Genomic DNA, 13,099 nt, shown 5'->3' on the forward strand with positions numbered 1-13,099 from the left:
CTTCACGGGCCGGCTGGCCGTTCGAAGATGCGGCGGCTGATGTCCGCCGACGCCGCCCAACCGGCCTCGGAAAGGTAACGGACCGGAGCCCGGCCGCACAATTCCCACAACACCGTGCGTCGCTGCGGCCAGCGCAGCGACGACAGCCATGGCGCGATGACCATGTTGAGCAGGTCTTCATTGCCGATGCGCGACAGGATCGGCTTGGCCCGCTCCGACAGAAGCGTGCCGGTGCCGCCGAGCAGCACATCGGCGGAACGCAGGCCGAGCAGCAGCGTGTCCTCCAGCCCCTGGCTCACCGCCGCATCGAGCACACGCTGCTGATCGGCGTGGCCGAGACGGCTGGCGCTGGCCCTGATATCGCAGACGTAGCCGGCGCAAGGCTCCCGGTTGAACAGTGCCTTGGCGACGCTGATGCAGGCCAGCATCAGCGTGTCGGCAGCCGACGTGAACGGGACTTCGGCGCCGGTGATCTCGACCAGCCGCTTTCGCCGCAGGAACCCGTCGGCATCGCGCGGACTGGGCGAGCCGGGCTGCTGAAGCCGGTAATGAAGGTCGACAGTGGATGATTTCGACCCATTGCCACGGATCATGTGCTGTTCGCCGAGGAAGCGGACCCACCAGACCGAACGCGACTTGCCCGATACTTCGTAGCCGATCGAGCGTAACGCTTCGCGTGCCTTCAAGAACCCGGCAGGCGAAACCAGAATATCGATATCGCCCGAGGGTTTCATGAAATGATCGTCGTAAAGCAGATGCTGCTGGAACGGCCCTTTCAGGAACACGAAATCAATCCGCCTGTCGAGCAGCGCCTCGTGAATGGCGATCGAATCCATCAGGCAGGCGGCGTTCATCGACACCGTCCTCCTGCGATAGGTTTCGAGCCACTGGAACAGTTCGGCCGGCCTCTCATGCGCCGGCGTACGCGACAGCGCCTTCAAGACGAAGGTACCGACCTTGTTCAACCTGGCGATATCAGTGACGACAGCGTCGGAAAGGCCCGGCGTCCACGTTTCACCGGCCGAGGCGGCCGGCCCCGCGAAATATAACCGTAAGCAGGCCCGCACATAAGCGATCTCGTCGGCGCAGTCGGTGGCGCGCAGTCTTTCATAGGAGCTTTCCGGCAAGGCCATTGAGCGCACAGTCTCCAAAAAGCGGTTTGCGCGAAGCGTATGCTGCAGCTGCTAAGCAAAGCATCGTCAAAAACGGCGGCGCCGTAAAGCCCTTCCTTTCGCAGTGCGAAATTTTACAACCATAGCGTTTGCCGGCTTCGCGGAAGGGGATGAGATGTATGGACGAATTCCTACCCTAGCGCAGCGCTTCGGCCGGGCCATCGATGGGATCAGCTGAAAGTTGAGTATCTTTCGGCGTTGTCCAATGGCAATGGCCAAGCATGGCTTCCTCTTGTTTCTGCAAAATCAATGGTTTACGGAATCTCCTGTGACGAGGGGCAATCACACCCGGCTTCATCTCGAAAGAGGTGGATTTCTTACACGCGGGGTGACGTCCGCAACCCATAATTGATTAACGACCGGTAAATCAGGCTTGACTCATAAATGTTGCTGTGCAGCTATTGCGATGCAGCATGAAAGTGCTGACGGCAATCGACAGGCCGTTTCCAGTCCTTATGGAGAGTAAAATGGAACAGAATGTTGAAAAGCATGAGTACGAAACGCCAAACCTGACAGTACATGGTTCAATCGAAACCATTACCCAAGGCGGTGGTGGCAGCACGGCAATCGACGCGTCGTTTCCCGCGCACACCCCGATTGGCGACCTGACGTTCTCCTGAGACCAGCCTGATTCTGGAGGAATGACGTTGGGCCTCCGGGATCGAAGACAATGAAATGGAGCCGGGGATGAAAATCCCCGACTTTCCATTGAACCTGATGACGCGTAGACCGTGTGTTGCAAACGAGGTTTTAGGATGAACTGGAACCCATCCGAGCACGATTGCGTAAAGGCCACCAAGGACGCCGTTGCTTGCGAATTCGGCGATGGCCTCGCGCTTCTCAACCTGAAGTCCAATATCTATTACAGCCTCAACGGTGTCGGCGCCTTCATCTGGGAATTGATCCAGGAACCCAAGCCGATCGCGGACATCCGCAGCGCCGTCCTCGCTCGCTACAATGTCGACGCCGAACGCTGCAAGGCCGACGTCGACGCATTGCTGAAAGGCCTGGCGGAAAACGGGCTTGCGAGGCTTGAGCATGAGGCACTCGTCTAGGCAGGTGTCGCAGAAGGCCATGGTTGCGCGGCAAAGAGCTGTGACGCAGAGAAATCCCCGGCCGATGAAGCAGCGGCCTGACAGGCGCGGCCTGGCCAGGATCTTGTTCTTGAGCGGCTCGGAAGCGCTTTTCCTGTGCCGGTGCCTGCTGGTGGTCACGATCGTCCGGCTCGGGCTGACATTGTTCTCCTACAACCGCGTCCGCGGGATGGTGACGCGGCTCAACGCGCACCAGTGTGCCAGCATGGGCGAGTTGCGGCTTGTCGCCTGGGGGGTTGCGGCCGCCGCACGGTTCGTTCCGGGCGCCACCTGCCTGACCCAGGCGCTGTCGGGCCAATACCTCCTCGCGCGCCAGGGCAATGCGTCGAACATCCGCATCGGCATCGAGCGCGGCACGGGCGAGCAATTGAAGGCGCATGCCTGGCTGGTCAGCGATGACCACATCGTGCTTGGCGGATCCGTCGATGGTTTCGCCCACCTGATCGACCACGGCAGCCGATGAGCGGCGTAGCCGGAATCCTGCTGCGACAAGGCCCCGCGCCGGCTGAAGCGGCGAGCGACATCCAGCAGATGCTGGCGCGCATGCGCCATCGTGGTCCCGACGGAACCTCGTGGTGGCAGGACAGCGGCGTCGCGCTTGGCCATGCCTGGCTCAACACCACCGACGAAGCCGGCCCCGGCCCGCTGACCATGGCCGGCGGCAAGCTGGCCATCACCGCCGATTGCCGGCTCGATAACCGCGACGAGCTGCTCGCAAGGCTCGGCATCAGGGACAACTCAGTCGCCGATGCGGCGTTGCTGATGCGGGCCTATCTGCGCTGGGGTGAAACGTGCCCCGTGCATCTGCAAGGCGACTTCGCCTTTGCCATCTGGGATGCCGAGCGGCAGCTTTTGTTTTGCGCGCGAGACCATTTCGGGGTCAAGCCTTTCTACTACCACGCAGCGGAACGCCGCTTTGCCTTTGCCTCCGAGATCGGGCCAATGCTCGGCCTCGACGGGGTCGGTGCGCGCCTCAGCGAGCACCGGATTTCGGGGTTCCTGGCCGGGCTGCCCGATGACCCGCAGTCCACGCCCTACAGCGACATCTTCGCCCTGCCGGCGCGTCACAGCCTCACCGTCACCGCGCAACGTCTGGTGCTGCGCCGGTACTGGCAGATCGAACCATCGCAGCGAGCACCGCGGCCTGATGCCGCGGAGGAATTCGCCCATCTGTTCGCGCAATCGGTCCGCAACCGCATGCGAGGAAGTCCGTCGATCGGCGCGATGCTGAGCGGCGGTCTCGATTCATCCTCGATTGCCTGCGTGGCGGGATTGCAAAATGCGGCCGAGCGCAAGCCGAGGCTCCCGACCTTTTCGCTCGTGTTCGACAAGGGTTCCTCGATGGACGAGCGCCCGTTCATCGATGCCGTGCTCGATCAGCAGAAGGCCGATCCCACGTTCATCCCAGTTGGCAATTATGCACCCTTCGCTGAGTTCGAACGGGTGCTGGAGGAACAGGAAGGCACATTCCTGGCGCCGGGCCTGACGCTGACCCGCGGTATCTATCGGACGGCTGGCGCCAAGGGCATCAAGGTGCTCCTCGACGGCCATGGCGGCGACGAGGTTGTTTCACAGGGACATGGCCATCTGCACGAGCTTGCCAATGGCGGCAGGTGGCTGGACCTTTGGCGCGAGGTCCGCAGCGCCTCCAACACCTATGGCGACAGCACGCTCGGCCTCTATTTCCAGTTCCTGACCATCTACGGGCCGGCCTGGCGCATCGCCAGGCTGAGACAGCTGGGGAACCGAGCCCTGAACAGGATGCGCAGGCCTGCCCGATCGAAGCGTGGCCGCAGCTGGCGCGACCTGATCAATCCGGACCTTGCCAGGCGAACCGAGCTCATCGACCGGTTCCATCGGGCTGGCTACATGCCGCCCGGCGTCCAAGCCAGCGACGCGCTCAGCCACCGCTGGATCCTGTCCAACGGCTATGTTCCGCACTCTTTCGAAGTTTTGGACAAGGCCGCCGCCAATTTCGGCGTCGAGCCGCGGTATCCCTTCTGGGACAAGCCGCTGGTGGAATTCTGCCTGGGGCTGCCGGGCGAGGAGAAGCTCCGTCATGGGTTTGGCCGCTACGTGCTGCGCCGCGCCATGGAAGGCATCCTGCCGGCGGCGGTACAGTGGCGGCGCGACAAGATCGATTTCACCGCCAATCTGGTCAACGGCATGGTGCGCAACCATCGCGACCTGCTGGAGCAGTTGCTGGTCGGCGATGCGGGTCGCATCGCACCCTATGTCAACCTGCCGGAAGTAAACGCCGCCTATGCGCGGCTGCTGCGCCAGCCGGACCAGGCGGCACCGCTCGATGTCCAGTATGTCTGGCGCTCGGCGTCGCTGTCGCTGTGGCTGCGGCAGGTCCAGCATGGCGGGAGCCCCGCATGATGTCTCGCCATGAGCCGTTCGCCGGCGATCTCGACCGTCTTCCCAACCGCGACAGGACAGCGGGAGAACGAAGTTACTACCGCGCCTACGGCCTGCTCATCGCGTCCGACGTGTGGCTGCCCGAACTGGAGCCGGCGGACCCGGCAACGGCCGACATCGAGATCGTCATCGGCCCGATCGATATGCCCAAGCCTTCGGCGAAGGCAGCGACCGTCTTCCGTTTCGAGCCTGGCCGGCAGTATCTGGCCTGGGAGGCCGTCGGCGCATTCCTGATCAGCGACGCCCGCCGCATCGATGTCCAGCCGGCGCCCGGCGTCGACGACGCCTTGCTTGCCTTCCCGTTGCTGGGGCCGGTGCTGGCGCTGCTGCTGCACCAGCGCGGCCTGCTGGTGCTGCATGCCAGCGCCATCGCGGTGGCCGGCAGGGGCGCCATCTTCATGGGCGACAAGGGCGCCGGCAAGTCGACGACGGCAAGCGCCCTGATCCGGGCCGGACACGACCTGCTCACCGACGACGTCGTGGCGCTCGATCTCACCAACCCGGACGAACCGATGATCGTTCCGGGATTTCCGCAGATCAAGCTTGCCGCCGACGCCGCGGCGGCGATCTCGCTTGGGCAAGCGCAAGTGCGACCGCAAGTGCATCCGGCAATCGAGAAGATGCAGCATCGCCTGCACGGCGCCTTCTCCGGCAACAAGGTGCCGGCGGCCAGGATTTACATCCTCGAGCGCGGCGAAGGGGCGGGGATCACCCTCCTGCCTCAAATCGCCGCCTTGCCAGCCATCATCAAATTCTCCTACGTGACGCGGTTTGGCCGCGCGGCGCTCTCCGGCGATTTCGCGGCGATGCATCTTCGCCATTGTTCAGCGATCGCTAACCATGTCGGCGTGTGCCGGCTGGACGTTCCGACGGGCATCGACAGGATCGGCGAGGCTGTGGCGCTGATCGAAAAGGAATTGGCTGGCGATGCCTAGGTCATCGGTCTTCAGCCTGTCGCTGTTTCGCGATGTCGCGGCATTCGGCGCGGTCATTGCCCGGATCGGTGGACGACGGACCTGGACGGCGCTGCTGTTCCTGATCCTCGGCAGCCTGACGGAAGGCGTTTCCATCCTGCTGCTGGTGCCGCTGCTGCACCTGGTCGGCCGTGCCGACCAGGATTTCGCGGTAAGGCTGCCCAATATCGAGTTTGTGCGCTGGCTGGTGCCCGGCGGAACGCTGCAGCTGACGACGGTGCTTTGCGCGCTGGTCGGGCTTGTTGCCGTGCAGGCAGCCTTCAACCGCTTCAAGTCGGTGTACATGGCAAGGCTGCTCTTCGATTTCATCAACCGCTTGCGCATGAACCTGTTCGAGAGCATCGGCAAGGCGCGCTGGGGCGTGTTCACGCGCATGCGCGGCTCCGATCTCGACCATGCCCTGACCGGCGACATAGACCGCGTCCAGGGGGCGGCCTTTGCCCTGCTGATGCTGGTGCAGATCGCCGTGCTGCTGGCGGGCTATCTGGTGATTTCCATGTTCATTTCGCCGGTCATGACGGCCTTTGCCGTCGTCATCGGCATCGTGATGTTCATAGCGCTGCAGCCATTTCGCTCGCGAGCCACCGCCTTCGGCCGGATCCTGACGACCAATCGCCAGGACCAGTACCGCACGGTCTCGGAATTTCTCGGCGGCATCAAGGTGGCCAAGAGCCTGAACGTCGAGGCCAGCTATTTCGCGCAGCTGCAGGTCACGCTCGAAAAGATGAAGGCCGACAATATCGCCTATGTCCGCAACTCTTCGATCGGCACCGCCGTGTTCCAGGTGGCGAGCGTCGTGGGCTTGAGCGTCTTCATCTATGTGGCGTTGGTCCGCTTCCACCTGTCGCTGGCCGAGATCGTCGTGCTGCTCCTGGTCTTCATGCGCATCGCGCCGCGCTTCATGGACATGCAGACGCAGGCCCAGCAGGTGCTGATCAACCTGCCCGCCTATACGGCAATGCGCAACCTGCAGGCGCGTTTCGACGCCGAACGGGAGCCTGGCCACGTCGAATCCACGGATGCCCGCAAGCTGACCCTCGATACGGGGCTGAACATTCGCGACGTCTCCTTTGTCTATGACGACGGCGCCGGCAAGGCAGTGGTGAGCGACATCACCTTCGGCCTTCCGGCCGGCAAGGTCACGGCGCTCATCGGCCCGTCCGGGTCAGGCAAGAGCACGATCGCCGACATGCTGCTCGGGCTGCTCGAGCCGACCACCGGCAAGATCCTCGTCGACGGCGTCGAGCTCGATGCCGGCAATCGCCGCCGCTGGCGCGATCAGGTGGCCTATGTGCCGCAGGACGTGTTCCTGCTGCATGACACGATCGCGGCGAACCTGCGCCTTGCCGCGCCCCAGGCCAGCGAGGACGACTTGTGGAAGGCACTGCGCGCCGCTCACGCCGGCGATTTCGTGGACCGACTGGACCTGAGGCTGAATACCGTGGTCGGCGACCGCGGCGTGCGCCTCTCGGGTGGCGAGCGCCAGCGCATCGCGCTGGCACGCGCGTTGCTGCGCAAGCCGTCACTGCTCATCCTGGACGAGGCGACAAGCGCGCTCGACTGGCAGAACCAGTCGCTTATCGCCCGGTCGATCGACGGCCTGCGCGGCGCAATGACGATCCTGACCATCGCGCACCGGCCGTCGATGATCGCCTTCGCCGACTGGGTGGTGGCGATGGAGGATGGTCGTGTGGTGGAGGTCGGGCAATATCAGCGGTTGAAGGCGAAGCCGGGGAGCCGGTTGTCCCGGATGCTGTCGGGAGAACAGTCGGAAACCGAACCCGCCGATGTGGCCTGAGGACGATGATGTCCCCGTGGGTCTAATGCAGCCCCCGCCGGACGCTGCCCAGCTTCTCGCCCTCGGGCACTTCGGTGGAGTTCTGCTTTCTCTCGGCTTCGCGCAGCCTGTCGGCCGGCGTTGGCGCGCTCCTGGCGATCATGGCATAGACGACCGCGAAATAACCGGCCTGGATGACCACCGCGCAGATGATGACACGCAGCAGTGTCGTGCCAAGCGAAGCTCCACCCAGCCAGGACCAGGCGACGACGATCGCGAGCGCGAACAGCATCCCAACGATGAATTTTGGAAGCGACATACCCAACAGCCCATAAACCGGCTCGGGTATATCCAACGATAGCCCCACCCGAGCGCCGTCCCTTGTGATGCGGGCTTGTTAAACCACCCGCTCTCGACCGGTTGCTTCCGGCCTTTCAACCTGTCGCCACCGTGACAGGTATAATTTGCAATTCTATTAAGGCGAGCAGAAGGCGGCAAGGGCAACCGCACATATTTTTGATTGCGCTTACGCGTTCGATTCTGCCATGCTGCAACGCACCCGGCCGCATTTCACTCAACCTGCAGCCATTGCAGATCTGGAGTACAACCCATAATATTAGATGGTATTTTAGGTGAATAGTCCAGAATATAGCATCGTCAGCAAGGACTCGTATGCTCTGGATCCCGGCACTGGGAACGCGCCGCCCACAAAACGCCCTAAAAACGCCTGGATTTTTTTATGCTTGCCCATTTATTGTCACAAATGTGCTAAACATTTCGAAATTTGTGCAGCGCGAGCTTATTATTTAGTCAATTCATGACGCGACTATTTCAGCGGCGTGGGAAATTGTGTGTTGCGCTGCAGCATTTTTTTGGTATCGTGCGGTAAACCATTCGTTCAACGCATGGAGTTTCCGTATGAGGGATATTGCCAAGTCGGCCACGGCGGGGTTTTCGCAGGCCGACACCGACTTTCCGCCGCCGATCGGCGGCCTCATCAAGCGGAGTTTCGACATCGTCGGTTCGCTGGCTGGACTGATCGCGCTCAGCCCGCTGTTCATCATGATAGCGTTGCTCGTCAAATTCTCCGATGGCGGATCGGTTTTCTACGGTCACCGCCGAATCGGGCGCGGCGGACGGCTCTTCTCCTGCCTCAAGTTCCGCACCATGGTTCCGGACGGCGACAAGGTGCTGGCGGCCTATCTCGCGACCAATCCAGAGGCCAATGCGGAATGGATAGCGACCCGCAAGCTGAAGAACGATCCACGCGTCACCCGCGTCGGAACGGTGCTGCGCAAGCTGAGCCTCGATGAATTGCCGCAGATCATCAACATCCTCCAGGGCGACATGAGCCTTGTCGGGCCTCGCCCGGTGGTCCGGGACGAACTGGAAATCTATGGCAGCGCGGCTGTCTATTATCTGAAGTCCCGGCCCGGCCTGACCGGCCTATGGCAGGTCAGCGGCCGCAACGACGTTTCCTATGACAGCCGCGTCGCGTTCGACCGCCACTATGTCGAGAACTGGTCGCTGTTCGAGGACGTTCGCATCATCATCAGAACAGTGCCGGCCGTCTGGATGTCGCGCGGCTCTTACTGATCGGCCGGCAGGATCAAGGCATCCGGCGGCAAGCTCATCGGGCGATGGGGCTAAAACGGATCGGAACGCTCAGTTGAAGATAGACATTTTCGCAGCCTTTGGCAGCGGCCCGTTTTCCGGCCGCTCGCGGCTCCTGGCGACCTGCCTTGCGATGTCGCTTGCTTTTCCCCAGATGGCCGCCGCCGACGATTACCGTCTGGGCTCCCAGGACAAGCTCACCATCCGCATCGCCGAATGGCAGACCGTCGAAAGCACGTTCCGCGACTGGTCGTCGGTCAATGGCCAATATACGATCGGCCCGGCAGGCACGCTGTCGGTGCCTTTCGTCGGCGAGTTGCCGGCGGCCGGCAAGACCACGGCGGAGGTCGCCGCGGCGATCGGCGAGGCGCTGCAGCACAAGCTCGCTTTGTCGGACAAGCCCGAAGCCTCGGTCGAAATGGCACAGTTCCGGCCCTTCTACATTTCGGGCGAGGTGCAGAATCCCGGGCAATTTCCCTTTGTGCCCGATCTTACGGTGCTGAAAGCGATCAGCGTCGCCGGAGGCATCAGGCGCAACGCCGACTACGGTCCCCAGCTCGGCAAGGACCTGGTCACCGCCAAGGGCAATTTCGATATCTCCGACGACCAGCGCGTTCGGCTGATCGTCAAGCGCGCCCGCATCGACGCCGATATGGCCGGCAAGACGAGTTTTGAGGCACCCAAGGAGGTCGAAGGCGATCCGCGACTGCCGACCATCGTCGCCGACGAGATGACAATCCTTACCGCCGACCAGAAGGCGCTGAAGCTCAAGCTCGAGGCGCTCGACGATCTCAAGGGTGTGCTGCAGGCCGAGATCGAATCGCTGCAGAAGAAGATCGTCAACCAGCAGAAGCAGGTCGACCTGGCCCAGCAACAGCTGGCCAGCATCGGTCCACTGGCCCAGAAGGGCTTGGTGGCCAATGCCCGGCTTCTGGATTCGCAGCAGTCCGTCACCGACCTGCAGGGCAAGATCCTGGACTACGAGACAGCCATCCTGACCGCCAAGCAGGCGATCAGCAAGGCGACGCAGGACGCCATCGACGCCCAGAACACCTTGAGTTCGAGCCTCGCCGCCGATCGCCAGCAGACCGAAGCCGACCTGAACGAGGCCGCGCTGAAGGTGAATATGCAAAAAGGCCTGATAGCCCAGGCCACGGATCCGGCGACGACGGCCGCCATCACCAACGACCAGCAACCTACCTTGCTCTATTCGCTGGTGCGCAATGTCGACGGCAAGACCAGCGAAATCGCCGCCAAGGAAGACACACCGGTACTGCCTGGCGATGTGATCAAGATCAAGCTGGCGCCGCTGGCCAGCCAGTAGAAACGCGGAAGATCGCGGGCTCGCCGCGTTCTATCCATAGCGCAAGACTTTGAGCCTCAGCCAAGCCTGCTTGGCGGATAGATTTTCAGCACCGGAAAATCAGAATGGCTGTTGACGCAATCCCGAACGGAACCGCTACGCGGTTTCCCGCGATGGCTTTAGACTAGCGGACTCTCATCATTACTCGGCTGCCGCGGGACGGTGAGGCCAGGCTGCCTGTCCGGCCTTGGCATCCGCCGGCTCGAAAGCCGGTGACCATCGCGTGCGGGTGACCGGCAGCCTCGCCAGCTTGAAGAAGCTGAAATACATCAGGAATGAACCCATGATGTAGGGGTTGAGTATCTCGACCTCGACGAAGGAGCGGATGAGCAGCAGCACCATCACGCCGATCAGAACCACCGATTCGGCCTGCCATGTCTTGAAGACCACCGCGGCGATGTGGCCGAGGAGCGTGCGCAGCATGATCAGCGATATCAGCACCGCCCCGGTGAAGCCGAGTTCGACAAGGGCTTCGACATAGGTGTTGTGGAAATGGAAGCCGGTGCGGGTGCTGATGTAGAATTCGTTCCACAGCCGCTCCGCCTCGGCAAAGCCCTGCACCCAATAGGCTGCATAGCCGACGCCAAGGATCGGCGATCGCATCGCGGCGTTCCAGCCCTGCTCCCACAGATAAGTCCGCCCGGTGAGCGTCGAATCCTTGCCGAAGATGCCAAGCACGAAGTCCATGAGCCCGAGATTGAGGGCGACGATGGCCACCACGACGATCATGCCGGCGCCGACCAGGAAGATCACCCGGCGGTAGCGTCGCGACAAAAGCTTGCTCATCGCAAGAAGCGCCACCAGCGCCAGAACCGCCGGTATCGAGGCCATCGAGGTGGCGGAATGCGAGACGACCAGCACATAGGCCGACAACAGCACGACCGGCACGGTCAGCATGAAACTCAGCCGGCCACGCCGAAGGAAAGCAAGGAACACGACCGAGAAATAGATGCCGAGCGAGCCGACGAAGCCGATCTGGTTCTTGGAGGCGAAGGCGCCGACGAAATTATAGGTGCCGTCGAGGACGTCCTCGGAATAGGCGCCGACTTTCAGCGAATAGAGCAGGACGAAGAATATGCCGACCAGGGCGCCTATTGTCAGGGTGCGCACGCTGACGGTGCGTGCGGCGACATAGGCGCAGGCGATATGGGACAAGTACTGGACCGCCGTTCTGGCGGTGACGCCGGGCGCCTGCGACCAGAATACGGAAAAGCAGACATAGGCCGCAAAGAGCAGCGGCAGCCAGGCGCTGGACAGTTGCCGCAGGAAACGCCGGTAGTCGACCAGGATAAGCGGAAGCCAGACGGCATAATAGGCCAGGATCAGCACCTGGCCGAAAATGACGGAATAGGAGAACGCCCAGATCGAAACGGCAACGGCAAAGCTGCCATAGACCGAATTCTTCTCGGGATCGACGAGCAGGGATTTGGGAATTTTCATCTCACGGTCCCGTCGACGCGACCCAGGACCGGCAGGCCGCAAACCAGCCGGCATATCCGCGAACAGGGTCGTACAAGAAACGGCGTCTCCATTGTGCAGTGCAATATAACCTATCGCACCCCGTGCTCAATGGCAAATCCGGTCACCTTGTCTTACAGCGCGGCGATCGCCGAGAGATGTCGGCCGTGGACGGGCCAATCGGTCATGCGCTCCGGCTGCCCATCAGAACGAGACGCTTCCCTTGAGGTTCCTTAGTCCATGCGCACGCCTAGATCGGCCCCGCCGTGGTGGGTATGGTGGAAGCGCTGCGCGACCAGCTCGAAGGAGCCGCGCCATAATCCGGCCGATTGGCCCAGACGATCCGGCCGCATGCCGGCTTGAACTCGGTCGGCGGTCACCTCACAGTCCCAAGACCGGCCAGCACGCGGGCGGCTTCAGCCAACTTGACCAGGGGGAACACATGCCAATGAATTTCGCGGGGCGCTTCTCAGGCCGGTCGGCGGTCATCACCGGGGGCGCCTCGGGCATCGGACTGGCGGTCGCGCAGAGGATCGTCGACGAAGGCGGGCGCGTCTGCGTCTGGGATCGCGATCCCGCACAGATCGAACAGGCGAAAGCCATTGTTCCCGGCCTGCGTGGAGTGACGTTGGACGTTGCGGATGCGGCAAGTGTGGAGGTCGCCGCACGATCGACGATCGACGCCTTCGGCGCGGTCGACATACTGGTCACCAGTGCGGCCATCACCGGCCCCAACATGACCACCTGGTCCTATTCGGTCGAGGACTGGCGTGGGGTCATCGACATCAACATCAACGGCGTCTTCTATTGCAACAAGGCGCTGGTGCCACACATGCTTGAGCGCAACTATGGCCGCATCGTCAACATTGCCTCGATCGCCGGCAAGGAAGGCAATCCCAACGCTTCCGCCTACAGCACCTCGAAGGCGGCGGTGATCGGCCTGACCAAGTCGCTCGGCAAGGAACTCGCCAAGACCAAGGTGACGGTCAATTGCGTGACGCCAGCCGCCGTGCGCACCGCGATCTTCAAGCAGATGAAGCAGGAGCACATCGATTTCATGCTCTCCAAGATACCGATGGCGCGGTTCGGCGAGGTCGAGGAAGTGGCGGCGCTGATCTCATGGATCGCTTCGGAGGAATGCTCGTTCACCACGGCCGCTGTGTTCGACGTCTCGGGCGGCCGCGCCACCTACTGATGCACTACAAATCCGCGTGAGCGGGCAACGA

12 protein-coding genes are annotated in these 13,099 nt (G+C 62.4%); 9 read left to right on the top strand and 3 right to left on the bottom strand.

Features of this window, described 5'->3' with window-relative positions; genetic code table 11:
- Positions 1-2 precede the first annotated feature (2 nt).
- Entirely contained in the window at positions 3-1,133 is a 1,131-nt protein-coding gene (locus FJ950_RS02965) for a nucleotidyltransferase family protein (protein WP_140614938.1), read from the bottom strand.
- 506 nt (positions 1,134-1,639) lie between these two features.
- Between FJ950_RS02965 and FJ950_RS02970 the strand changes: the two genes are divergently transcribed.
- From FJ950_RS02970 to FJ950_RS02995, 6 genes are all read left to right on the top strand, one after another.
- Positions 1,640-1,792, top strand: coding sequence for a lasso peptide (locus tag FJ950_RS02970; RefSeq protein WP_015314225.1), 153 nt, complete (start codon positions 1,640-1,642; stop codon positions 1,790-1,792).
- A 135-nt stretch (positions 1,793-1,927) separates the two neighbouring features.
- Positions 1,928-2,227, top strand: a complete 300-nt coding sequence (locus tag FJ950_RS02975) for a PqqD family protein (protein WP_015314226.1) — start codon at positions 1,928-1,930, stop codon at positions 2,225-2,227.
- Positions 2,228-2,336: 109 nt separating this feature from the next.
- Positions 2,337-2,729 (top strand): lasso peptide biosynthesis B2 protein, encoded by a 393-nt coding sequence (locus FJ950_RS02980; RefSeq protein ID WP_246681267.1) that lies wholly within the window; start codon positions 2,337-2,339, stop codon positions 2,727-2,729.
- Complete coding sequence (locus FJ950_RS02985) at positions 2,726-4,648, top strand: lasso peptide isopeptide bond-forming cyclase (RefSeq protein WP_140614940.1); 1,923 nt, start codon at positions 2,726-2,728, stop codon at positions 4,646-4,648. The genes FJ950_RS02980 and FJ950_RS02985 overlap by 4 nt, the downstream gene beginning before the upstream one ends.
- Entirely contained in the window at positions 4,645-5,622 is a 978-nt protein-coding gene (locus FJ950_RS02990) for a serine kinase (protein WP_140614941.1), read from the top strand. Before FJ950_RS02985 ends, FJ950_RS02990 begins: the two co-directional genes overlap by 4 nt.
- Positions 5,615-7,459, top strand: coding sequence for an ABC transporter ATP-binding protein (locus FJ950_RS02995; RefSeq protein ID WP_140614942.1), 1,845 nt, complete (start codon positions 5,615-5,617; stop codon positions 7,457-7,459). The genes FJ950_RS02990 and FJ950_RS02995 overlap by 8 nt, the downstream gene beginning before the upstream one ends.
- 22 nt (positions 7,460-7,481) lie before the next feature.
- On the opposite strand, the gene FJ950_RS03000 is transcribed toward FJ950_RS02995, so the two are convergent.
- Positions 7,482-7,757: a hypothetical protein gene (locus tag FJ950_RS03000; protein ID WP_015314231.1), complete on the bottom strand. Its 276-nt coding sequence runs from the start codon at positions 7,755-7,757 to the stop codon at positions 7,482-7,484.
- 599 nt (positions 7,758-8,356) lie between these two features.
- Here FJ950_RS03000 and FJ950_RS03005 point away from each other — a divergent pair.
- Positions 8,357-9,034, top strand: coding sequence for a sugar transferase (locus FJ950_RS03005; protein ID WP_015314232.1), 678 nt, complete (start codon positions 8,357-8,359; stop codon positions 9,032-9,034).
- A gap of 85 nt (positions 9,035-9,119) precedes the next feature.
- Positions 9,120-10,376, top strand: coding sequence for a polysaccharide biosynthesis/export family protein (locus tag FJ950_RS03010; protein ID WP_181171063.1), 1,257 nt, complete (start codon positions 9,120-9,122; stop codon positions 10,374-10,376).
- 180 nt (positions 10,377-10,556) lie between these two features.
- Here FJ950_RS03010 and FJ950_RS03015 read toward each other — a convergent pair whose 3' ends face one another.
- Positions 10,557-11,855 (bottom strand): O-antigen ligase, encoded by a 1,299-nt coding sequence (locus tag FJ950_RS03015; protein ID WP_140614944.1) that lies wholly within the window; start codon positions 11,853-11,855, stop codon positions 10,557-10,559.
- Positions 11,856-12,315: 460 nt separating this feature from the next.
- Between FJ950_RS03015 and FJ950_RS03020 the strand changes: the two genes are divergently transcribed.
- The gene (locus FJ950_RS03020; protein ID WP_015314235.1) at positions 12,316-13,068 is read left to right on the top strand and encodes an SDR family NAD(P)-dependent oxidoreductase; all 753 of its coding nucleotides are present in this window, start codon (positions 12,316-12,318) and stop codon (positions 13,066-13,068) included.
- Positions 13,069-13,099: the final 31 nt, after the last annotated feature.

Origin of the sequence: Mesorhizobium sp. B2-3-14 (assembly GCF_006442175.1) — a bacterium.
GTDB lineage: Bacteria > Pseudomonadota > Alphaproteobacteria > Rhizobiales > Rhizobiaceae > Mesorhizobium > Mesorhizobium australicum.

What these genes read in the sequence shown, in the direction of transcription:
- FJ950_RS02985 (WP_140614940.1), top strand. Translation starts at nt 2,726, where the DNA reads ATGAGCGGCGTAGCCGGAATCCTGCTGCGACAAGGCCCCGCGCCGGCT.
- FJ950_RS02970 (WP_015314225.1), top strand. Translation starts at nt 1,640, where the DNA reads ATGGAACAGAATGTTGAAAAGCATGAGTACGAAACGCCAAACCTGACA.
- FJ950_RS03000 (WP_015314231.1), bottom strand. Translation starts at nt 7,757, where the DNA reads ATGTCGCTTCCAAAATTCATCGTTGGGATGCTGTTCGCGCTCGCGATC.
- FJ950_RS03005 (WP_015314232.1), top strand. Translation starts at nt 8,357, where the DNA reads ATGAGGGATATTGCCAAGTCGGCCACGGCGGGGTTTTCGCAGGCCGAC.
- FJ950_RS02975 (WP_015314226.1), top strand. Translation starts at nt 1,928, where the DNA reads ATGAACTGGAACCCATCCGAGCACGATTGCGTAAAGGCCACCAAGGAC.
- FJ950_RS03015 (WP_140614944.1), bottom strand. Translation starts at nt 11,855, where the DNA reads ATGAAAATTCCCAAATCCCTGCTCGTCGATCCCGAGAAGAATTCGGTC.
- FJ950_RS03020 (WP_015314235.1), top strand. Translation starts at nt 12,316, where the DNA reads ATGCCAATGAATTTCGCGGGGCGCTTCTCAGGCCGGTCGGCGGTCATC.
- FJ950_RS02995 (WP_140614942.1), top strand. Translation starts at nt 5,615, where the DNA reads ATGCCTAGGTCATCGGTCTTCAGCCTGTCGCTGTTTCGCGATGTCGCG.
- FJ950_RS02990 (WP_140614941.1), top strand. Translation starts at nt 4,645, where the DNA reads ATGATGTCTCGCCATGAGCCGTTCGCCGGCGATCTCGACCGTCTTCCC.
- FJ950_RS02965 (WP_140614938.1), bottom strand. Translation starts at nt 1,133, where the DNA reads ATGGCCTTGCCGGAAAGCTCCTATGAAAGACTGCGCGCCACCGACTGC.